Origin of the sequence: Kitasatospora cineracea, from assembly GCF_003751605.1 — a bacterium.
Classification (GTDB): domain Bacteria; phylum Actinomycetota; class Actinomycetes; order Streptomycetales; family Streptomycetaceae; genus Kitasatospora; species Kitasatospora cineracea.
On the sequence record NZ_RJVJ01000001.1, the window covers coordinates 4,893,264 to 4,912,178 of the forward strand.

Below are 18,915 nucleotides of genomic sequence, written 5' to 3' on the forward strand. Positions count from 1 at the left end.
GCGGTCAGTGACCGCGGGCGATCCACTCCGCCAGGTGCGGGGCCTCCGCGCCGACGGTGGTCGAGTCGCCGTGGCCGGTGCGCACCACGGTCTCCGGCGGCAGGGTCAGCAGCCGCCCGCGGATCGACTCGACGATGGTCGGGAAGTCCGAGAACGACCGGCCGGTGGCGCCCGGGCCGCCCGCGAACAGGGTGTCGCCGGTGAAGACGGTGCCCAGCTCGGGGGCGTACAGGCTGACCGCGCCCGGGCTGTGGCCCGGCGTGTGCAGCACCGTCAGCACCGTGCCCGCGACCGCGATCTCCTGACCGTCCGCCAGCGGGCCGTCCGGCGCCCGGTCCGGGTGGGTCCGGCGCCACAGCACCTCGTCCGCCGGGTGCAGCAGCACCGGCGCGCCCGTCAGGTCCGACAGCTCGGGCGCCGCGTCCACGTGGTCGTTGTGGGCGTGGGTGGAGACCACCGCGAGCAGCCGTCGACCGCCCAGCGCCTCCTTGATCGCCGCCGCGTCGTGCGCCGCGTCGATCACCACCGCCTCGGTGTCGTCGCCGACGATCCACACGTTGTTGTCGACCTGCCAGGTGCCGCCGTCCAGGCTGAACTCGCCCGAGGTGACCAGCTGTTCGATCCGGGCCGCCATCAGAACACCACCACCGAGCGCAGCACCTCGCCGCGCTGCATCCGGGCGAACGCCTCCTCCACGCCGTCCAGCGGGACCGTCTCGCTGACGAACGCGTCCAGGTCGAGGCGGCCCTGCAGGTACAGGTCGATCAGCATCGGGAAGTCCCGCTCCGGCAGGCAGTCCCCGTACCAGGACGACTTCAGCGCGCCGCCGCGCCCGAACACGTCCAGCAGCGGCAGCTCCAGCGTCATCTCCGGCGTCGGCACGCCCACCAGCACCACGGTGCCCGCCAGGTCGCGGGCGTAGAACGCCTGCCGGTACGTCTCCGGGCGGCCCACCGCCTCGATCACCACGTCCGCGCCGTTGCCGCCGGTCAGGCCGCGGATCGCCTCCACCGCGTCCACCGAACGGGAGTTGACGGTGTGGGTGGCGCCCAGGCGCTGCGCGGTGGCGAGCTTGCGGTCGTCCACGTCCACCGCGATGATCGTGCCCGCGCCGGCCAGCCGCGAGCCCACCACCGCCGCGTTGCCCACGCCGCCGCAGCCGATCACCGCGACGCTGTCGCCCCGGCCCACCTGCCCGGTGTTGATCGCCGCGCCCAGGCCCGCCATCACCCCGCAGCCCAGCAGGCCGGCCGCCGCCGGGGACGCCGCCGGGTCGACCTTGGTGCACTGGCCCGCCGCGACCAGCGTCTTCTCCGCGAACGCGCCGATGCCCAGCGCCGGGGACAGCTCGGTGCCGTCCTCCAGCGTCATCTTCTGCTTCGCGTTGTGGGTGTTGAAGCAGTACCACGGCCGGCCGCGCTTGCAGGCCCGGCAACGGCCGCACACCGCACGCCAGTTGAGGATCACGAAGTCGCCCGGGGCGACCTCCTCGACGCCCTCGCCGACCGACTCCACCACGCCCGCCGCCTCGTGCCCCAGCAGGAACGGGAACTCGTCGTTGATCCCGCCCTCCCGGTAGTGCAGGTCCGTGTGGCACACCCCGCACGCCTGCACCCGCACCACCGCCTCACCCGGCCCCGGATCCGGCACCACGACGGGAACCACCTCCACCGGTGCACCCTTCGCCCGCGCGATCACACCCCGGACAACCTGAGCCATGTCCCGTACCCGTCCTCTGCTCGGCACTCGATCCACGGCGGCACCCGGCCTCGGGCCCGCCCAGCAGCGAACCTACGCCGTTCCGGGACGGAAGTCGCCCGTTCGGGCCCACGACGCGGCCCGCGCCCCCGGCGGCCCCGGGCGAACACGTCCAGCGCGAGGTCGAGTTCGCCCGCGAGGGCGGCCCGGCGGCCGCGTTCCACCTCGGCGACCCAGCGGTCCCGGTTCCCGCACCGCCGTCGAAGGGCCCGATCCGGCGCGTCCCGCCGTCACCGGGTTCGGCCGTTCGTGTGGTGGGTGGAGGACATCGGTGAAGGTTCTGCGTCGATCGGCGGATCGCCGGGCCGGGCGGGTAGTCGGGGTCCTGCCGTGAGCTTTCGGCACCGCCCACCGCCGCCACCCGGAAGGAAGGCCTCCCCGCATGGCCGTCGCCACCTGCTGGTCCACCGCCGTCACGCTCCCGCACAGCCCGCACCCCGACCTGGCGGTGGAGGCCGGGCTGCACTTCGACTCCTCGCTCCCGTACGCGGTCCGGCTGGTGTTCCCACCGGTCGGCCGGGTCGGCGCCGTGGAATGGGTGTTCGGCCGCGACCTGCTCAACGAGGGCCGCCTCGCCCCCGCCGGACACGGCGACGTCACCGTCCGCCCCGGCGCCGACGGCGAGGTCCTGGTCACCCTGCACGGCGGCACCGGGGCGGCGGTGGTCAACATCCCGGCCGAGATCGTCACCGGCTTCCTGCTCGAGTGCTACACGCTCGTCCCGGCCGGCCGCGAACACGAGCACCTGGACCTCGACGGCCTGATCGCCCGGCTGGGGACGGCCTGACCTGGTGAAGCGTCAGGCGGCCGGGCGATCGGGCGTCGGGTGTCAGGAGGTGGGCATCAGGACGGTGTCGACGATGTAGACGGTGGCGTTGGCGGTCTGGACGTTGCCGCACAGGACCTTGGAGTTGTTGTTGACGGTGAAGTCGGGCTGGGTGCCGTTGACGGTGAGGTCGGCGCCCTCCAGGGTCTTGTGGGTGCCGGCCAGGGCGGTGGGGGCCAGGCGCTCGGGGGTGACGTGGTAGGTCAGGACCTTGGTGAGCTTGGCCTTGTCGGCGAGCAGCGCGTCCAGGTCGGCCTTGGGGACCTTGGCGAAGGCGTCGTTGGTGGGTGCGAAGACGGTGATGTTCTGGGCCGAGTTGAGGGTGTCGACCAGGCCGGCCTGCTTGACGGCGGTCACCAGGGTGGACAGCAGCGGGTTGTTGGACGCGGCGGTGGCGACCGGGTCCTTCGCCATGCCGGTGAACGATCCGGCGCCGTCCTTCGGCACGGCGGCGCAGGCCGCGCCGAACGGCTGGTCGGCCATCGCCGCCGAGTCGGTGGTGGCGGGCATCGCCGCCGAGGGCGAGGCCGCCGAGGCGGAGGAGGAACTGGAACCGCCGCTGCTGCTGCACGCGCCCAGGGTCAGGGCCAGGGCGCCGGCGGCGAGCAGGGCGGTGAGGGTGCGGCGGTTGCGGGTGGGTGCGGACATGGCGGAGCTCTCCTCGGTGATGGGTGAAGGTGAAACGGGATGGTCGGGAAAGTCGGTGACGGCCCGTCAGGTGACGGTGACGACGGTGCTGTGCCAGCCCGTCGCCCCGGCGGGGAACGGATCGGCGCGCTGTTCGGGCTGCACCGCTCCGGTGGCGTCGGTGGCGCGGACCTCGATGCGGTGGGTGCCGGGGGCCGCGCCGGGCCAGCGGTAGGACCACTGCCGCCACAGGTCGGGCCCGGCGTCGGCGGCCAGTTCGGCCGGCTGCCAGGGCCCGCCGTCGACGCGGACCTCCACGGCGGCGACGCCGCGGTGGGTGGCCCAGGCCGTCCCGGCGACGTCCACCTCCCCGGCGGGGACCTTGGCGAACGGCGCGGGGACCTCGATCCGGGAGGCGGTGCGGACGGTGCCGGTGCGGTCCCAGCCGCGCCGCACCCAGTACGGGTCGAAGGCGGCGAAGGCGGTGACCTCCAGGTCGATGAGCCACTTCGTCGCGGAGGTGTAGCCGTAGAAGCCGGGCACCAGGCTGCGGCACGGGAAGCCGTGCGCGAGCGGCAGCGCCTCGCCGTTCATGGCGAGGGCGAGCAGCGCGCGGCGGCCGTCCAGGACGGACTCCAGCGGGGTGCCGATGGTCATGCCGTCCTTCGAGCGCCCCACCAGCTGGTCCGCCCCGGCCCGGACCCCGGCGCGGCGCAGCAGCGCGGGCAGCGGGGCGCCCAGCCAGCGGGATGTGCCGGCGTAGGGGCCGCCGACCTCGTTGGAGACGCAGGAGAGGGTGTAGTCGAGCTCTTCGAGCGGCTCGCGCAGCAGTTCGTCGAAGGTGAGCACCTGCGGGCGGTCCACCAGGCCGTGGATGCGCAGCGCCCAGTCGCGCGGGTCGATCCGGGGCAGGGTGAGCGCGGTGTCGACCCGGTAGAAGTCGGCGTTCGGGGTGGTGAACGGCGACAGGCCCGGGACGCGCGGGTGCACGGCGGCCGGCAGCGGCGGCAGCGCCTCGGCCGGCGCCGGGAACCGGACGGCGGACACGTCGTACGGGCGCTGCGCCAGGGCGCGCCCGGCCAGGCCGGCGGCGGCGCCCGCGACCAGGGTGCCGGCGGTGGCGGCCAGGGCGGTGCGGCGGGTGACCGGGTGGCCGGTGGCCGGGGCGGCGGGTGCTTCCGGCGCTTCCGGTGCTTCCGGTGCTTCCGGCGTTTCGAGGGGGGAGCGGAACAGGTGGGCCAGGGCGAGGGCGGTGCCCGCGCCGACCGCGCCCGCCACCAGTGACGGCAGACCGTCGGCGACCGACGCGACCGGCCGGGAGAGGGCCGCCCACGCGCCCAGCAGGCCGAACAGCCCGAACACGGTGGCGCCCCAGGCGGGCCGACGGGCCGTCAGCACGCCCGCGCCCAGTGCCAGCAGCGCGGCCGTCAGCTCGATGCCCCCCAGCAGGACCGCCTTGTCGTGGGTGCCGAAGTTCCGCACCGCGAACTCCTTGAGCGGAGTCGGCGTCAGGTCGACGGCCGCCGCACCGACCGCCACCACCGGAGCGGTGGCGGGGCCGGTCAGCAGCGCCGCCAACTCGCCCGCGCCCAGCGCGGCGACGGCGGCGGCCAGCCCGAGGGCGGCTCCGGCGGCGAGGCTGGGGCGGCCGCGGCGGCTGGGGCGGCGCCGCGGCGGGTGGTTGTGGTCGGTCACACCCGGCATTCGGCGGGCGGTGGGGCGCGGATTGGTGGCAGTTTTCGGAACGGGCGGGGGAGGCGGCGGAGACGGTGCGGGCGGCGGGTGCGGCGGGTGCGGCGGGTGCGGGGGTGCGGGCGGCGGGTGCGGGGGTGCGGGGGTGCGGATGTGCGGGTGTGGCGAAGTGGCCGGGGTCGGGGGCAATCCGGGACGGGGGGTGTGACGAAGAGGGGTGGAGTCGTGTTGTCGAGTCGGTGCGGTCGGGGGTTCCGGCCGTCGTGGGAGGGTTCCGTGCGGGTGGTGCAGTGGCAGGGCAGGAGCGTTGTCGGTGGGGTGGCGGGGTGAGCCACGTGGTGTCGTTGGCCCCGCCGCGGCGGCCCGGGCCGGATCTGCGGGAGTTGCTGGCGCGGGTGGTGCGGGGTGACCAGGACGCGTTCGAGGCGCTCTACGACGCCGTCGCCGGGCCGGTGTTCGGACTGGTGCGGCGGGTGGTGCGGGACGCCGCGCAGTCCGAGGAGGTCGCGCAGGAGGTGCTGCTCGAGGTGTGGCGCACCGCGGCCCGGTACCGGGCGGACCGGGGCGAGGTGCTGCCCTGGGTGCTGACCATCGCCCACCGGCGGGCCGTCGACCGGGTCCGCTCCGCGCAGGCCGCCGCCGACCGGGACCGGCGGGTCGCGGCCGCCTCGCACGGCGGCACCCCCTACGACGAGGTCGCCGAACAGGTCGAGGGGCGCCTGGAGCGCGAACAGGTGCGGCGCTGCCTGCGCACCCTGACCGAGCTCCAGCGGGAGTCGCTGACCCTGGCCTACTACCGCGGCTACAGCTACCCGGAGGTGGCCCAGGTGCTCGGCGCCCCGCTCGGCACCGTCAAGACCCGGATGCGGGACGCGCTGATCCGGATGCGCGACTGCCTGGGGGTGGGCGCGTGAACGCCTTCCGCCCGCACACCGTCGACCGGCACGCCGCCGACCCGCACACCCTGACCGGGGCGTACGCCGCGCACGCGCTGGACCCCGAGGAGAACGATGCCTTCGAACGCCACCTCGAGCACTGCCCGTCCTGCGCGCAGGAGACCGCGGAGTTCGCCGCCGCCCTGGCCCGGCTCGGGGCGGCCGAGACGGCGGCCCCGCCGCCGGCGTTGAAGGCCCGGGTGCTGGCCGCGCTGCCGGGCGTCCGGCAGGAGGCCCCGCGGGTCGACGGCCCCGTCCCGCCGCGCACCCGCCCGGCCCGGCTGCGGCGCCGGTTCGCCCGCCGCGCACCGGGGTTGGCGCTCGCCGCCTGCCTAGCGCTGGCCCTCGGCGCGGGCGCCCTCGCCGTCCAGCAGCACCGGGAGGCCGAACGGGCCCGGGACCGGGTCGCCGCGCTCGCCCGCCAGCAGGAGTCCGTCACCGCGCTGCTCACCGCACCGGACGCCCGCACCGCGACCGCCGCCACCGGCGGGGGCACCGCCACCGTCGTCTGGTCCGCCGCCCGCGGCCGGGCCGGCCTGCTCGCCGCCGGCCTCCCCGCCCCGGGCCCCGGCCGCACCTACCAGCTCTGGTACGACGACGCGGGCACCATGCGCCCCGCCGGGCTGCTCCCCACGGGCACCGGCACCCTGCTGCTCAGCGGCCCGCTGGACGGCGCGGCGGGCGTCGGCGTCACCCTCGAACCGGCCGGCGGCTCCCCGCACCCGACCAGTGCCCCGGTGCTGCTGCTGCCGTTCGCCTGAGCGGCCCGACCCACCCGGCCCGGCCGAGGTCCGGCCGACCGGGCCGGGTGTGTCGGGTAGGGCGGGGGTGCTCCCGCGGGTAGGTTCCCGGGAGGGGCCACGGGGCGGGCCCCCACGGGGAGGGGAGAACGCGATGGCGAACGAGGTGCCGTTCCGCGGCGCGGACCGGGAACACCTGGCCGAACTGGCGTTGCGCGCGGCGGCCGGACTGCCGCCGGTGGAGGCGGGGGTACGGCTGGCCTTCCAGGTCGAGGAGGTCGGCGACTGGCTGGTCGGCAACGGCTTCGTGCCGCTCGCCGAAGGACCGGACGGCCCGTCCGCGACGGTCGACTTCCGCCGCGCGATGGACCGCCTCGGCCGCCCCCGGCAGGCCGGCCGGGCCGCCGCCCGGGACGTCCTCGGCGACCGGGCCAAGGCCGTCCTCACCGTCGCCGCCGGCCTGGCCGGGGTCCGCACCGGGCCGCTGCGCCACGCGATCGAGGGACTGACCCACCGGGAGGCCCGGCTGGTGGCCGAGGCGGTCATGCACGCGGCCGGCTTCCCGGACGCCTCCGCCAACCCCTACGGCCGGGCCGAGACGTCCGGCTGAGCCGGGGCAGCCGGACGAGTCGGGGTGGGCAACGGGCTGGTGGTGTTGGGGAGGTGAGCGGGTCTCAGTCGTGCCGTCGGGGCGGGGAGCCGTGCCACCGCCGTCCGGTTGCGCCGGGTCGGTTGGCTGCGCCGAGGTGTCTGGTCATGTGGGGGTGGGCAACGGCTCGGTGGGGTGGGGGAGGTGAGCGGGCCTCTGCGGTATTGCTGGGTGGGGAGCCGGGCCGCCGCCGTTCGGCTGCGCCGGGGATCCGGTTGCGCGGAGGCGCCCGCTCGGGCGGGGGTAGGCAACGGCTCGGTGGGGTGGGGGAGGTGAGCGGGTCTCAGTCGTGCTGCCGGGCCGGGGGGTCGCGCCGAGGCGTCCGGCAGTGTCGGGGTGTCCGGCTGCACCGAGGTGGCTGGTCGTGCGGGGGTGGGCAACGGCTCGGTGCGGTGGGGGAGGTGAGTGGGTCTCAGTCGCGTCGCCGGCGGGGCGGGAGCGGTAGGAATGCGCTGGTGCGGGCCGTGTACGCGGCCCAGCCCGGGCGGTCGGAGCCGGACAGGTGGCGTTCCAGCATCGGCTTCCCGCTGCCGAAGGCCAGCAGCCAGGTCATCAGCAGCGGGCTGCCGACGAACGCCCAGCCGATCGGTGCGTCCGCGGCCAGCAGGAACAGGCCCCACCAGACGCAGGCGTCGCCGAAGTAGTTGGGGTGCCGGGTGTACCGCCACAGGCCGCGGTCCATGACCTGGCCGCGGTGGGCCGGATCGGCCTTGAACCGGGCCAGTTGGGCGTCGCCGACGGCCTCGAAGAACAGGCCGACCGCCCACAGCGCCGTCCCCGCCCAGGCGGCCGGGCCGAGCGGGCCCGGCAGGTACTGGGCGGCCAGCACGGGCAGCGAGACGAACCAGACCAGGGCGGCCTGCAGCAGGTAGACGATCCGCAGCGCGTACCGGGTGCGGGCCGGCCCGGCGGGGGCCTTGGCGAGCATCCGGGCGTAGCGCGGGTCCTCGGGCAGGCCGCGGGCCCGCCACCACAGGTGCGCGGACAGCCGCAGCCCCCAGACCGCCACCAGGACGGTGGCCAGCGCCCGCCGCCCGCCGTCGCCGTACCCGGCGGAGAGCCCGCAGCCGGTCAGCGCGACGGCGGTGAACGCCAGGCCCCAGGCCACGTCCACGCCCCGGTGGCGGCCGGTGCGCACCCCGACGGCGAACGCGGCGAGCATGACCAGCAGGGCCGCGCCCGCGGCGCAGGCCGCGCCGAGGCCGAACGCGGCGGCGTTCACCGCAGACCGTCCCGGACCGGCAGGGACCCGGCGCCCGCCGCGGCCCCGTCCCGGCTCAGCAGCACCTGGTGGACGTTCAGGTAGCCGGAGCGGAACCCGGCCTCCGAGTACGCCAGGTACAGCTCCCACATCCGGCGGAACACCTCGTCGAAGCCGAGCGCCGCGACCTGCTCCGCCCGCCCGGTGAACCGCTCCCGCCACAGCCGCAGCGTCTCGGCGTAGTGCGGCCCGTACGCGTCCGCGGCGTCCACCCGCAGCCGGGTGTGCGCGGCGGCGGTGTCGGCGATCGCCCGCAGCGAGGGGATCTGGCCGCCCGGGAAGACGTACTTGAGGATCCAGGTGTACGTGTCGCTGCTGGCCAGCATCCGGGCGTGCGGCATGGTGATGGCCTGCAGGGCGACCCGGCCGCCGGGGGCGAGCAGCCGGTCCAGGGCGGTGAAGTAGGCGGGCCAGAACGGGCGTCCGACGGCCTCGATCATCTCGACGCTGACGATCGCGTCGAACGAGCCCCGGGCCTGCCGGTAGTCGCACAGCCGGACCTCGACCCGGTCGGACTGCCCGGCGGCGGCGATCCGGCGGCGGGCCAGCGCGAGCTGCTCGGCGGACAGGGTGAGGGTGACCACCTCGGCGCCGCGGGCGGCGGCGCGCAGGGCGAGTTCGCCCCAGCCGGTGCCGATCTCCAGCAGCCGGGTGCCGGGGCCGACCCGGGCCAGGTCCAGCAGCCGGTCGATCTTGCGGTGCTGGGCCGGGACCAGGTCGGGCCAGCGGGTGGCGGGGGAGGGGTCGGAGAACACCGCCGAGGAGTACGACATGGTCGGGTCGAGGAACAGCGCGAACAACTCGTTCGACAGGTCGTAGTGCCGGTGGATGTTGCGCGGGGCGTTGGCGGCCGTGGACAGCTCCGCCGCGGGGGGCCGCCGCACGTACAGCCGGCGCAGCCGCCCGGTGCCGGGCGGGACCAGGGTCTCGGGGCGGGCGGCCAGCGCGGTCAGCAGGCGCACCAGGTCCGGGCTGTCCCAGTCGCCCGCCTGGTAGGACTCGCCGAAGCCGATCAGGCCGCCCGCGCCGACCCGGTGCAGGAACGCCTCCGGGCGGTGCAGCCGCAGCACCGGCGCCTGCGCGGGGGACGGCAACAGCGGTCGCCCGCCCGGGAGTTCGACCCGCAGGCCGCGTCCGGCCGCCACCCGGCGCAGCAGCCGCCCGGCCACCGCGGCCCGCAGCGGGGCGTGCGGCACCCGGGCGACGTCCGGCCAGTGCGACGGGTCGACGGCGGGCGGGAACGGGACGGTGACGGTCATCGGCGGACGGCCTCTCCGGGACGGGGACGGGAGTGGGGACGGGGACGGGGGTGGGCGGGCAGGCCGCGCAGCCACAGGCGGACGCCCTGGGCGCGGATCCGCAGACTCACGGCGTAGGTGGCGAACGGGTGCCGGGCCGCCGCGCGCAGCAGCGCGGCCGGGCCCGCCGGGCGGCCGGTGCCGGACACCGTGGCGGTGAACGCCCGCCCGCCGGGCAGCTCCAGCGCCACCGTCAGGCGCAGCCGTTCGCCGTCCGGCTCCGGCAGCAGCAGGCGGTAGCGGCCGTCGAGCGGCAGGAACGGCGAGACGTGGAAGTCCTTGGCGGCCTCCGCGTGCCCGGCGGCGTCCGGGCGCAGCAGGTAGCGGTGCCGCTGGCCGTAGGTGTTGTGCACCTCGGCGACGGTGCACAGCGGCGCGCCCGCCGCGTCCCGGCACCAGTACACCGTCAGCGGGTTGAACACGTGCCCCAGCGAACGGGCCTGGGTCAGCATCAGCACCCGCCCGGCCGGGTCCGGGCGCAGGCCGTGGGCGGCCAGGTCGCGGGCCAGGTCCGCCCGGACGTCGGCGGTGCCGGGGTGCAGGGCGTGGTCGCGGGGCAGGAAGCGGGCCAGCGGGCGCAGCGGTCGGGGCAGCCGGGGCAGGCGGTCGAGGTCGACCAGCCACAGGTAGCCGCGGTGGCGGAACACCCGGCGGGGCTCGGCCCGCACGTGCGTGGTGCGGGTCTCGTACAGCACGGCGCCCCACGGGCCGGGCAGCACCGCGTCGGCGTGGGCGGGCAGGGCGGCGGCTGCGGCGTCGGTGGGCAGGGCGTCGGCGGGCAGGGCTGCGGCTGCGGCGTCGGCCCGGCCGGGGGAGGGGCCGTCCGGCAGGTGCGCGGGGTCGTTCAGGCTCACGGGGCGACCGCCGTGAGCAGGTGGCGGGCGGCGGCGAGGCCGGAGCGGCAGCCGTCCTCGTGGAAGCCCCAGCCGTGGTAGGCCCCGGCGAACGCGGTGCGGGCGGTGGCCAGTTCGGGCAGCCGGCGCTGGGCGGCGACCGTGCGGGCGGTGTACACGGGGTGCTCGTACACGGTGCGGGCGACCACCAGCGGCTCGGGCAGCGGGTCGTGGTCGTCCTCGTTCAGGGTGACCAGGTAGTCCTCCGCGCCGCCCAGCCGCAGCAGCCGGTTCAGGTGGTAGCTGACCCGGACCCGGTCGGAGGGCGCGTCGCAGTCCGGCATCCGGTAGTTCCACGAGGCGCGGGCCCAGGCCGCCCGGGGCAGCACCGAGGCGTCCTGGTGCAGCACCGTCGGGTTGCGGGAGTACCCGAACGCGCCCAGCACCTCCCGCTCGGCGCCGGTCGGGTCGGCCAGCAGCCGCAGCGCCTGGTCGGCGTGGACGGCCATCACCACGGCGTCCGCCCGGGTCCACCGCCCGTCCTCGGTGGCCACCGTGACGCCGTCCGGGTGCCGCCGCACCGCGCGCACCGGCGCTGAGCGGTGCACGGTGCCGGAGTGCGCGGCCAGATGGTCGGCGATCCGCTCCACGTACGTGGCCGAGCCGCCGACCACGGTGCGCCAGGTCGGCGAGCCGGTGACGCTCAGCAGGCCGTGGTTGGCCAGGAACGCGAACAGGTAGCGGGCCGGGTAGTCCCCGGCCAGGTCGGGCGCGCAGGACCACACCGCGGAGACCAGCGGCGTCATGAAGTGCTGGGTGAAGTACGGGGAGAAGTCGTGCCGGGCCAGGAACGCGCGCAGGCTCTCCGACCCGCCCTCGGTCCCGTCCTCGGTCCCGCCCGCGGTCCCGTCCTCCGGGGTGGCCAGCAGGCGGCGGGCCAGGCGGTGGAAGCGCGGCACCTCGCCGAGCATCCGCAGGTACCGGCCCCGGGCCAGGTTGCCCGGGGTGGCCAGCAGCCCCGACAGGCCGCGGGCGCCCGCGTACTCCAGGCCGCAGCCCTCGCAGTGCACCGACATGCTCATGTCGCTGTCCTGCGTCCGCACGCCCAACTCGCCGAACAGGCCGACCAGTTCCGGGTACGTCCGGGTGTTGTGCACCAGGAAGGCGGTGTCCAGCGCCAGCTCCCGCCCGTCCGCCGCCGTGACCCGCCGGGTGTGCGCGTGCCCGCCCAACCGGCCGTCCGCCTCGAACAGCTCCACGGCCACGCCCGCCCGGGCCAGCGCGTACGCCGCGCTCAACCCCGCCACCCCCGCTCCCACCACGGCCACCCGTCGTCGCCCCGGCTCCCGCCGACGCGACGGCGGGACGGACCCCCCGGTGGAAACGGCGCCGAGTGTCGTCACGTCGATTCTCCCCACTGCTCCCGCACTCCCGGCCGCCCGCGGCGGCCCTGCACCCCCCATTCGGAGGCCCCCGCCCCGCGGATTGCTCCGAACGGGAACGCGCCGTCCCCGGCCTGGCCCGCCGGGTGCCCGGCGGTCGCCGCCCCCGGGCGTCCGGCCGCCGGCCCGGGGGCTCAGCCGCCGTCCAGCACCTCGGGCAGCCGGCGCTGCGCCGCGTCCGCCAAGCCCTCGAACTCCCGGCGCAGGAAGGGCTCCGCGAGCCGCGCCAGCCCGTGGAAGCGCAGCCGGGCCCGGTAGTGGACCACCGCCCCCGCCCCGCCCGGCCCCGGCCGGACGGTGATCTCGTCGACGGCCGTGACCGTCCGGTTGCGCCCGACGAACAGCACCTGGTCCGGCCCGCGGTCCACCAGCTCGTACACCAGCTCGGTGCGCCGCCCGCGGAACACCGAGACGTTCCGCCACCGCGCCCCCGGCCCCGGGGCGCCGGTGCCGATCCGGACGCACTCCGCGGTTCCCGGGTCCCACTCGGCGGCGTGCGCGAAGTCCGCCAGGTAGTCCAGCACCTCGCCCGCCGCCCGGCGGACCGGGATCTCCCGCACCACCTCGATCACCGCTGCCTCCTCGGTCGTAGGGACGTCCGGGGGATTCGGAGCCGGGCCCGGTACGGATGGGTGGCGGCGTCGGCGGGCGGCGGTGCGGGACGGTACGGGGTGGGACCGGGCGGGGCCGGGTGGGGCCGGGCCGGGCAAAACGCTGCACCAGCGCTGCGGGTGGGCATCATCGGCCCGGCGGCGGGACGTTCGTGGGGGGAGGGGTACACGCGGTGGGCGCGGCCCGCCGCACCGAGAGGAGAACCGCCATGCACCCCCACGACGAACCGGCCGCCGACCGCCGCCTGTCCCGGGTCCACCGCTTCGGCGCGGGCCTGTGCGCACTCCTGCTGCTGGCCTTCGGCGCACTCGGCCTGGCCGACGGCCTGCCCTTCTTCGGGACGCACGGCGAACACGTCGCCGGGCTGTCCAGCAACGGACTGCTCAGCGTCGTCTCGATCGGTACCGCCGCCGTCCTGCTCACCGCCGCGCTGCTCGGCGGACGCGCCGCCTCCACCGTCACGATCGTGGTCGGCACGCTGTTCGTGCTGAGCGGCTTCGTCAACCTCGCCCTGCTGGAGACCTCGGCCAACCTGCTCGCCTTCCGCCTCCCGAACGTCCTGTTCAGCTTCGCCATGGGCCTGCTGATCGCCACCTTCGGGATGTACGGCCGGATCAGCGGCGGCCTCCCGCACGACAACCCGTACTGGCGCCGCCGCCACCCGGAGGCCGCCGCCACCGCCACTGCCGTCCCGGCCGTTCCGGCCGTCGGCCCCGCCGTCCGGCGGGCCGCGCTGCCCGGCGACCGGGGCTGACACCCGCACCCCCCTCCCCTCCCTCGCCGAGAGGCGGCAGACCCGATGGACACCCGACTGACCCCGCGGGAACAGCTCCTGCTCGCGGAGATCGAGCACCACCTGCGCCGGAGCGACCCCCGGCTGGACCGGCGGCTCGACCGCCCGTCCGGCCCCGCCGCCCGTCTGGCCCACCGCCCCGGCCCGCTCGTCGCGGCCGTCGCCCTGCTCGCCACCGTGACGGCCGCCGGCGCCCTGTGGGCGGGCGCCGGGGGCTCCCACCCCCTGCCGGCCGTCCTGCTCGCCGCGGCCGCCGCCCTGCTGTGCGTCCTCGCGCTGCGCCGGCTCGCCCGCCTGCGGCTCGGCTGACGGGCCCGCCGCCCCTGCCCCCGGAGGCCGCCCACGGCCGTCCCGGGGGCGGCGTTGCACCCTGTGGTGGAACCGGGCGGGCGGGCCGTGTCCCCTGCGGGGGCGGGCAGTTGGACCGGGCGTGACAGAGCCCGCGCATACCAGCCCGCTGCCCGTGGTCCGCCTCCAGTGGGGGCTGGTGCAGCCCCTGCTGGCGGTCCTCTCGGAGGCCCGCGTCCCGCTCCGGCCGGGCGACCTGGAGCAGTTGCAGCACGCCGCCACGATCGGCCCCGAGTTCGCCCACGCGCTGGCCCGGTGGATCCGCGACGCGCACACCGCCGCCGAGGCCCCCGTCCGGAGGCCGGCGGACGTCCGCGCCCTGGCCCCGCGCCCCGAACGCCCCGCCCTCGGCGGGCCCGGCCCCGCCGCCGTCGCGGACCGGCACGCCTCCTGACCGCCCGCCGCCGCCCGTACGGCCACCGGGGCGGACCACTCGAACGTCGCGGCCCGCGTAACCGTCACGGGCCGTGGCCCGTTGAACGGAGCATGCCCGTGATCAACGAACCGCGCCGCCCGCAGGGCGGGCACCCGGCGGCGACGCCCCCGCGCGTCCCCGAACCGGCGGATCCCCACCCCCGGCCCGTCGGCCCCCCGTCGAGCGGACACCAGGCCGCCGCCCAACTGCTCGGCCTGCGCGAGGTGGTCCTCCCCGCCGCCGTGGTCGCCGCCGCCGACCTGCTGCTCGGCGACGCCCTCGGCAGCGACGACCCCGTCACCCGCGAAGCCGCCGCCGCCACCCGCGGCCGCCTGCGCGCCGCCCTCGGCCTGGGGTAGCACCCGCGTCCCGGCGTCGGCCCCGGTGCGGGAAAACGGGTGGCCGGGGCGGGGGACGGTGGCGGAGCATGGGGCCATGGCCAGACGTCTGATGTTCGTGCAGTTGAAGACCGGTCACGGCACCGACCGCGGGCCCTCGTGGATCGGGTGGGTGGACTTCTCGAAGACCTGGAGCACGGCGTACTTCCGGGGGCGGACGCTGCGCCGGGCCAAGGGGTTGTCCGCGGCGAACTTCCAGGACGTCGGGACCGCGGAGGAGTTCTGGCTCTCCGCGCCGAAACGGGACCGCACCGACACCCGCTACGGCCCGGCCGGCACCGAGGTCGAGCCGGAGGCCGCCGAGGTCTACCGGGCCTTCCTGGCGGGCGCCGCGCTGCCGGGGCGGGAGAACGGCTGAACGGGATTGCCGGACAGCCGTGCTGACGGTCCGTCAGTACGGGCGCGGGGCCGGGGCGGTGGTGCGGGTGCGCGCGCCGGGCCGCACCGGTCAGGAATCGAGAAGCCCCGGGCGGGCGGCGGGGCCTAGCGTCGTGGGTATGACAGACATCGAGAGCATCACCATGGACGTGGCCGACCCCGAGGCGGCCGCCCGTTTCCTCGCCGACGCGTTCGACCTCGGCGAGGACCGGCTGAAGGTGCGGGCCGCGGCCGAGCCGTCCGAGGGGTTCCGCGGGTTCACGCTGGCCCTGACGGTGCCGCAGCCCGCGGACGTGGACAGCTTCGTGGCGTCGGCGGTGGCCGCCGGGGCCGCGGTGCTCAAGCCCGCGGCGAAGTCGCTGTGGGGGTACGGCGCGGTGGTGCAGGCCCCGGACGGGGCGATCTGGAAGCTGGCGACCTCGGCGAAGAAGGACACCGGCCCGGCCACCCGGCGGATCGAGGAGTTCGTGCTGCTGATCGGGGTGGCGGACTTCGCGGCGACCAAGCGGTACTACGTCGACCGCGGGTTCGCGGTGGCGAAGGGCTTCGGGCGGGTGTACGCCGAGTTCGCGGCCGGGACGGGTGCGGTCAAGCTGGCCCTGTACCGCCGCCGGGCGCTGGCCAAGGACCTCGGGGTGGCCCCGGAGGGCGGCGGCTCGCACCGGCTGACCGTCAACGGCGGGGGCCCGGAGGCGTTCACCGATCCGGACGGTTTCCGCTGGGCGCCGGCCGGTGCGCGGGAGGCCGGGGGGCGGGAAACCGACGCGCGGGAGACCGGGGGGCGGGCCGCGGCCTGAGCCGGAACCCGGCCCCGGGCTGTCGGAGGGCGGCCGGCTGACGGTTATTCAGTTGCCTTCTGCGGGGCAGCGGTTAGGGTGGCCCGTCATGTCTGCGACCTCCATGGACGACCTCCTGCACCCGCCGACGACTCCCTACGACAGCGGGTTCCTCGACACCGGGGACGGGAACCGCATCTACTACGAGCAGCTCGGCGATCCCGGGGGCAAGCCCGCGCTGTACGTGCACGGCGGGCCCGGCGCGGGGGCGCCGCGGCGGGCCACCCGGGCGTGGGACCCGGCGCGCTACCGGGTGATCCGCTACGACCAGCGCAACTGCGGGCGCAGTACGCCGCACGCCAGTGACCCGGCGGCGGACATGGCGCTGAACACCACGCAGCACCTGGTCGACGACATGGAGCGGCTGCGCGAGCACCTGGGCATCGAGCGCTGGCTGCTGGACGGCGCGTCCTGGGGCTCGACGCTGATCCTGGCGTACGCGCAGCAGCACCCGGAGCGGGTGAGCGAGATCGTCATCCAGGCGGTGACCACCACCCGCCGGGCCGAGACCGACTGGCTCTACCACCGGGTGGGCGCCTTCAAGCCCGAGGCGTGGGACCGCTTCCGGGCCGCCGTTCCCGAGCACGACTGGGACGGCGACGTGTACGCCCTGCTGGCCGCCTACGCGCGGCGGATGGAGCACCCCGACCGGGCGGTGCGGGCGGCGGCCGCCGACGCGTGGCTGGCCTGGGAGGACGCGGTGATCTCGGACGAGCCGAACGGCGTCCCCGGCATGTACGGCGACCGGGAGGCCGACGACCGGATCGCGTTCGTCCGGATCTGCGCGCACTTCTTCAGCCGCGGCGCCTGGCTGGCGGAGGACCAACTGCTGCGCGAGGCGCACAGGTTGGCGGGCATCCCGGGCGTGCTGGTGCACGGCCGGTACGACATGGGCAGCCCGGTGCAGACCGCCTGGGAGCTGGCGAAGGCGTGGCCGGACGCCCGGCTGCACATCTTCGACGACTCCGGGCACATCGGGGGCGAGGCGATGCGGCGGACGGTGCTCGAGGCGCTGGAGGAGTTCAAGCTCCGCTGAGCCGCTGAGCCGCTGAGCCGCTGAGCCGCTGCCCGGTCGGGCCGGTGCCGCCCAGCCGCCGCCCGGCCGGGCCGGTGCCGCCCGGGCCCGCGTCACGCGCCCGGGGGCACCGGCCCGGGCGGTCACTTCTGCCAGCCGACCGAGGTGATCACGGTGCTGGCGAGGCTGCCGGCCCCGTAGTTGGCCAGGCCCTTGCGGACGGCGACGATGCTCGGGCGCTGGTAGAGCTCCAGGGTGTGCCCGAGCTCCCAGATCTTCGCGTCGGCCTGGTTGTACAGCTCGGCGGCCTGCGCCGGGTCGAGGGTGGCGGCGGCCTTGCGCAGCAGGGTGTCGATCTCGGGGGTGCTCAGCTTCGAGTAGTTGCCGAACACGTTGTCGCCCTGCGGGGCGCGGTAGATCGCCACCGTCTGGGAGAGCGGGAAGGAGTCGGTGTTGCGCCAGCTGGCCAGGTCGAACCTGCCCTGGTCGATGTACTTGGTGAAGTACTCCTTGCCGGACACCTTGTCGATGGTCAGCTTGACGCCGACCTGCTGGAGCATGTTCTGCGCGGCGGAGGCCAGGTCGGTCTGCGCCTGGTTGGAGCCGTCGCTCAGCACGTAGTGCAGCTCCAGCGGCTGCCCGTCCTTGCTGCGGGTGCCGCCCGCGTCCTTCCAGCCCGCCTCGTCCAGCCACTTCTTCGCGGTGGCCGGGTCGTAGGAGGCCCAGTCGGCGGAGTTGTTCCTGTACCCGTTCTGGTTGGTCATGAACAGGTGGTTGTCCAGCGGCTTGAACTCCACCGGGACGCCCTTGTTGGCGATCTTGATCAGCGAGGCGCGGTCCAGCGCCCGGCCGAGCGCCTGGCGGACCTTCTGGTCGGCGAGCGGGCCGTTGCCGCCGAAGGAGATGTGCACCTCGTCCCAGGGGGTGCCGGTGCGGATCGCCGCGCCGGGGGCGTCCTTGAGCTGGCCGTAGGAGGCCGCGGTGCCCGCCGAGGCCAGGTCGACCTCGTTGTTCAGGAACGCCTGGGTGATCGCGGCGGGGTCCAGCACCCGGTAGGTGATCCGGTCCAGCTTGGGCTTCGGGCCCCACCAGCGCGGGTTGGGGGTGAGGGTGATGGTCTGCGCGGTCTTGTCGGCGTTCGAGACCACGAACGGGCCGCCGAAGACCGGGGTCTTCTCCACCCAGCCCTCGTTGAAGTCCTGCGGGGCGGAGAGCCCGGAGGCGGGCAGCAGCGGGTTGAACAGGTTCTGCCAGTCGGCGTACGGCTCGGCGAAGGTGACCTTGACCTCGCTCGCGTCCGCGCCCTGCTCGACGGCGGATATCTGCTCGTAGCCGGAGGGATCGGCGATGTTGTACGCCGGGTCCTTGCCGTTGGACGCCTTCCAGACCGCCGCGAAGTCGCGGTAGCCGATCGGGGTGCCGTCCGACCAGGCCGCCTTCGGGTTGAGCTTGTACGTCACCACCTGCGGCGAGGTGGAGGTGACCTCGGCGGAGGCCAGGTAGGAGGGGTCGGGGTGGTAGACGCCCCTGGCGTCGACCCGGAAGAGCTTGGCCTCCACGTAGCCCATGATCTCCACCGCGTCCCCGTACCTGCCGTCGACCTGGTACGGGTTCCACTGGGTGATCCACTGCTGGAGCGGGAGGCGCAGTTCGCCGCCGTCCTTGAGGTTCTCCGGCGGCTGCGGGTTGTTGTCCTCGGCGTCCACGGTGGGCGCCACGGTCTTGGCCACGTCGCCGCCGGAGCCGCCGGAGGAACTGCAGGCGGTCGCGGCCAGCAGGGCGGCGATGGTCGCCGCGGCGGTGCGGCCGAGCCGGCGGGCGGCGCGGCCCGGGCCGGGGGTGGCGGCCCGGCCGGGGGCGGCGGCCGGGGCGGACGTGGCGGACGGTGTGCGCATCGGCGGAGTCCTCGGATTTCGAAGAGTCGGGGGCCGCCAGGTGTGGCGGCGCTTGATGGTGGGCAGCCAAGTCGGTGCCGACGCGCCGAACGTAACAGCCCGTCAGCCACCCCACCAGGGGTGCGTGCGCAGAACTGATCGAAACGAAACGCGGTGCAACACCG

General features: G+C 76.0%; 21 protein-coding genes. 11 read left to right on the plus strand and 10 right to left on the minus strand.

Going from position 1 to position 18,915, the window contains the following annotated elements:
* Positions 1–4: 4 nt before the first annotated feature.
* Complete coding sequence (locus EDD39_RS22195; RefSeq protein ID WP_123558598.1) at positions 5–634, minus strand: MBL fold metallo-hydrolase; 630 nt, start codon at positions 632–634, stop codon at positions 5–7.
* Entirely contained in the window at positions 634–1,719 is a 1,086-nt protein-coding gene (locus EDD39_RS22200; RefSeq protein WP_123558600.1) for an S-(hydroxymethyl)mycothiol dehydrogenase, read from the minus strand. The genes EDD39_RS22195 and EDD39_RS22200 overlap by 1 nt, the downstream gene beginning before the upstream one ends.
* Before the next feature lie 421 nt (positions 1,720–2,140).
* Between EDD39_RS22200 and EDD39_RS22205 the strand changes: the two genes are divergently transcribed.
* Positions 2,141–2,545 carry an SsgA family sporulation/cell division regulator gene (locus EDD39_RS22205; RefSeq protein WP_051817103.1) on the plus strand — a complete coding sequence of 135 codons (405 nt, stop codon included), beginning with the start codon at positions 2,141–2,143 and terminating at the stop codon, positions 2,543–2,545.
* Positions 2,546–2,587: 42 nt separating this feature from the next.
* Here EDD39_RS22205 and EDD39_RS22210 read toward each other — a convergent pair whose 3' ends face one another.
* Both EDD39_RS22210 and EDD39_RS22215 read right to left on the minus strand, forming a co-directional pair.
* Entirely contained in the window at positions 2,588–3,232 is a 645-nt protein-coding gene (locus EDD39_RS22210; RefSeq protein ID WP_123558602.1) for a fasciclin domain-containing protein, read from the minus strand.
* A gap of 66 nt (positions 3,233–3,298) precedes the next feature.
* Positions 3,299–4,915 carry a molybdopterin-dependent oxidoreductase gene (locus EDD39_RS22215; RefSeq protein WP_123558604.1) on the minus strand — a complete coding sequence of 539 codons (1,617 nt, stop codon included), beginning with the start codon at positions 4,913–4,915 and terminating at the stop codon, positions 3,299–3,301.
* A 314-nt stretch (positions 4,916–5,229) separates the two neighbouring features.
* Between EDD39_RS22215 and sigK the strand changes: the two genes are divergently transcribed.
* The 3 genes from sigK to EDD39_RS22230 all read left to right on the plus strand — a co-directional run bounded on the left by sigK (position 5,230) and on the right by EDD39_RS22230 (position 7,188).
* The gene (gene sigK, locus EDD39_RS22220) at positions 5,230–5,817 is read left to right on the plus strand and encodes an ECF RNA polymerase sigma factor SigK (protein ID WP_123558606.1); all 588 of its coding nucleotides are present in this window, start codon (positions 5,230–5,232) and stop codon (positions 5,815–5,817) included.
* A complete protein-coding gene (locus EDD39_RS22225; protein ID WP_123558608.1) occupies positions 5,814–6,599 on the plus strand; it encodes an anti-sigma factor in 786 nt (261 codons plus the stop codon). The genes sigK and EDD39_RS22225 overlap by 4 nt, the downstream gene beginning before the upstream one ends.
* Positions 6,600–6,732: 133 nt before the next feature.
* Positions 6,733–7,188 (plus strand): hypothetical protein, encoded by a 456-nt coding sequence (locus EDD39_RS22230; RefSeq protein WP_123558610.1) that lies wholly within the window; start codon positions 6,733–6,735, stop codon positions 7,186–7,188.
* A gap of 451 nt (positions 7,189–7,639) precedes the next feature.
* Here the strand turns inward: EDD39_RS22230 and EDD39_RS22235 are convergent, their stop codons facing one another.
* The 5 genes from EDD39_RS22235 to EDD39_RS22255 all read right to left on the minus strand — a co-directional run bounded on the left by EDD39_RS22235 (position 7,640) and on the right by EDD39_RS22255 (position 12,633).
* Positions 7,640–8,389: a DUF1295 domain-containing protein gene (locus EDD39_RS22235; protein WP_123560744.1), complete on the minus strand. Its 750-nt coding sequence runs from the start codon at positions 8,387–8,389 to the stop codon at positions 7,640–7,642.
* A 56-nt stretch (positions 8,390–8,445) separates the two neighbouring features.
* Positions 8,446–9,747, minus strand: coding sequence for an SAM-dependent methyltransferase (locus tag EDD39_RS22240; protein ID WP_123558612.1), 1,302 nt, complete (start codon positions 9,745–9,747; stop codon positions 8,446–8,448).
* Positions 9,744–10,502 carry a DUF1365 domain-containing protein gene (locus tag EDD39_RS22245; protein ID WP_123560746.1) on the minus strand — a complete coding sequence of 253 codons (759 nt, stop codon included), beginning with the start codon at positions 10,500–10,502 and terminating at the stop codon, positions 9,744–9,746. The genes EDD39_RS22240 and EDD39_RS22245 overlap by 4 nt, the downstream gene beginning before the upstream one ends.
* A 134-nt stretch (positions 10,503–10,636) precedes the next feature.
* Positions 10,637–11,947, minus strand: a complete 1,311-nt coding sequence (locus EDD39_RS22250; protein ID WP_279638402.1) for an NAD(P)/FAD-dependent oxidoreductase — start codon at positions 11,945–11,947, stop codon at positions 10,637–10,639.
* Between the two features lie 248 nt (positions 11,948–12,195).
* The gene (locus EDD39_RS22255; RefSeq protein WP_123558616.1) at positions 12,196–12,633 is read right to left on the minus strand and encodes an SRPBCC family protein; all 438 of its coding nucleotides are present in this window, start codon (positions 12,631–12,633) and stop codon (positions 12,196–12,198) included.
* 248 nt (positions 12,634–12,881) lie between these two features.
* Between EDD39_RS22255 and EDD39_RS22260 the strand changes: the two genes are divergently transcribed.
* From EDD39_RS22260 to pip, 7 genes are all read left to right on the plus strand, one after another.
* Positions 12,882–13,427: a DUF4383 domain-containing protein gene (locus EDD39_RS22260; protein ID WP_123558618.1), complete on the plus strand. Its 546-nt coding sequence runs from the start codon at positions 12,882–12,884 to the stop codon at positions 13,425–13,427.
* A 45-nt stretch (positions 13,428–13,472) separates the two neighbouring features.
* Positions 13,473–13,775 carry a DUF3040 domain-containing protein gene (locus EDD39_RS22265; RefSeq protein ID WP_123558620.1) on the plus strand — a complete coding sequence of 101 codons (303 nt, stop codon included), beginning with the start codon at positions 13,473–13,475 and terminating at the stop codon, positions 13,773–13,775.
* Between the two features lie 121 nt (positions 13,776–13,896).
* Complete coding sequence (locus EDD39_RS22270; RefSeq protein WP_123819554.1) at positions 13,897–14,208, plus strand: hypothetical protein; 312 nt, start codon at positions 13,897–13,899, stop codon at positions 14,206–14,208.
* A gap of 98 nt (positions 14,209–14,306) precedes the next feature.
* Positions 14,307–14,588: a hypothetical protein gene (locus EDD39_RS22275; protein WP_123558625.1), complete on the plus strand. Its 282-nt coding sequence runs from the start codon at positions 14,307–14,309 to the stop codon at positions 14,586–14,588.
* A 76-nt stretch (positions 14,589–14,664) separates the two neighbouring features.
* On the plus strand, positions 14,665–14,985 hold the full coding sequence (locus EDD39_RS22280) for a hypothetical protein (protein WP_162870080.1): 321 nt from the start codon (positions 14,665–14,667) through the stop codon (positions 14,983–14,985).
* A gap of 139 nt (positions 14,986–15,124) precedes the next feature.
* Positions 15,125–15,802 (plus strand): VOC family protein, encoded by a 678-nt coding sequence (locus tag EDD39_RS22285; RefSeq protein WP_123558629.1) that lies wholly within the window; start codon positions 15,125–15,127, stop codon positions 15,800–15,802.
* A gap of 103 nt (positions 15,803–15,905) precedes the next feature.
* Complete coding sequence (gene pip, locus EDD39_RS22290; RefSeq protein WP_123558631.1) at positions 15,906–16,877, plus strand: prolyl aminopeptidase; 972 nt, start codon at positions 15,906–15,908, stop codon at positions 16,875–16,877.
* Between the two features lie 122 nt (positions 16,878–16,999).
* Here the strand turns inward: pip and EDD39_RS22295 are convergent, their stop codons facing one another.
* A complete protein-coding gene (locus tag EDD39_RS22295) occupies positions 17,000–18,751 on the minus strand; it encodes an ABC transporter family substrate-binding protein (protein ID WP_244256912.1) in 1,752 nt (583 codons plus the stop codon).
* Positions 18,752–18,915 lie beyond the last annotated feature (164 nt).

Bases quoted from the DNA above. Each gene is read 5' to 3' on its own strand.
- EDD39_RS22195 (WP_123558598.1), bottom strand. From the start codon at position 634: ATGGCGGCCCGGATCGAACAGCTGGTCACCTCGGGCGAGTTCAGCCTG.
- EDD39_RS22200 (WP_123558600.1), bottom strand. From the start codon at position 1,719: ATGGCTCAGGTTGTCCGGGGTGTGATCGCGCGGGCGAAGGGTGCACCG.
- EDD39_RS22205 (WP_051817103.1), top strand. From the start codon at position 2,141: ATGGCCGTCGCCACCTGCTGGTCCACCGCCGTCACGCTCCCGCACAGC.
- EDD39_RS22210 (WP_123558602.1), bottom strand. From the start codon at position 3,232: ATGTCCGCACCCACCCGCAACCGCCGCACCCTCACCGCCCTGCTCGCC.
- EDD39_RS22215 (WP_123558604.1), bottom strand. From the start codon at position 4,915: ATGCCGGGTGTGACCGACCACAACCACCCGCCGCGGCGCCGCCCCAGC.
- EDD39_RS22230 (WP_123558610.1), top strand. From the start codon at position 6,733: ATGGCGAACGAGGTGCCGTTCCGCGGCGCGGACCGGGAACACCTGGCC.
- EDD39_RS22235 (WP_123560744.1), bottom strand. From the start codon at position 8,389: ATGCTCGCCGCGTTCGCCGTCGGGGTGCGCACCGGCCGCCACCGGGGC.
- EDD39_RS22240 (WP_123558612.1), bottom strand. From the start codon at position 9,747: ATGACCGTCACCGTCCCGTTCCCGCCCGCCGTCGACCCGTCGCACTGG.
- EDD39_RS22260 (WP_123558618.1), top strand. From the start codon at position 12,882: ATGCACCCCCACGACGAACCGGCCGCCGACCGCCGCCTGTCCCGGGTC.
- EDD39_RS22265 (WP_123558620.1), top strand. From the start codon at position 13,473: ATGGACACCCGACTGACCCCGCGGGAACAGCTCCTGCTCGCGGAGATC.
- EDD39_RS22280 (WP_162870080.1), top strand. From the start codon at position 14,665: ATGGCCAGACGTCTGATGTTCGTGCAGTTGAAGACCGGTCACGGCACC.
- EDD39_RS22285 (WP_123558629.1), top strand. From the start codon at position 15,125: ATGACAGACATCGAGAGCATCACCATGGACGTGGCCGACCCCGAGGCG.
- pip (WP_123558631.1), top strand. From the start codon at position 15,906: ATGGACGACCTCCTGCACCCGCCGACGACTCCCTACGACAGCGGGTTC.
- EDD39_RS22295 (WP_244256912.1), bottom strand. From the start codon at position 18,751: ATGCGCACACCGTCCGCCACGTCCGCCCCGGCCGCCGCCCCCGGCCGG.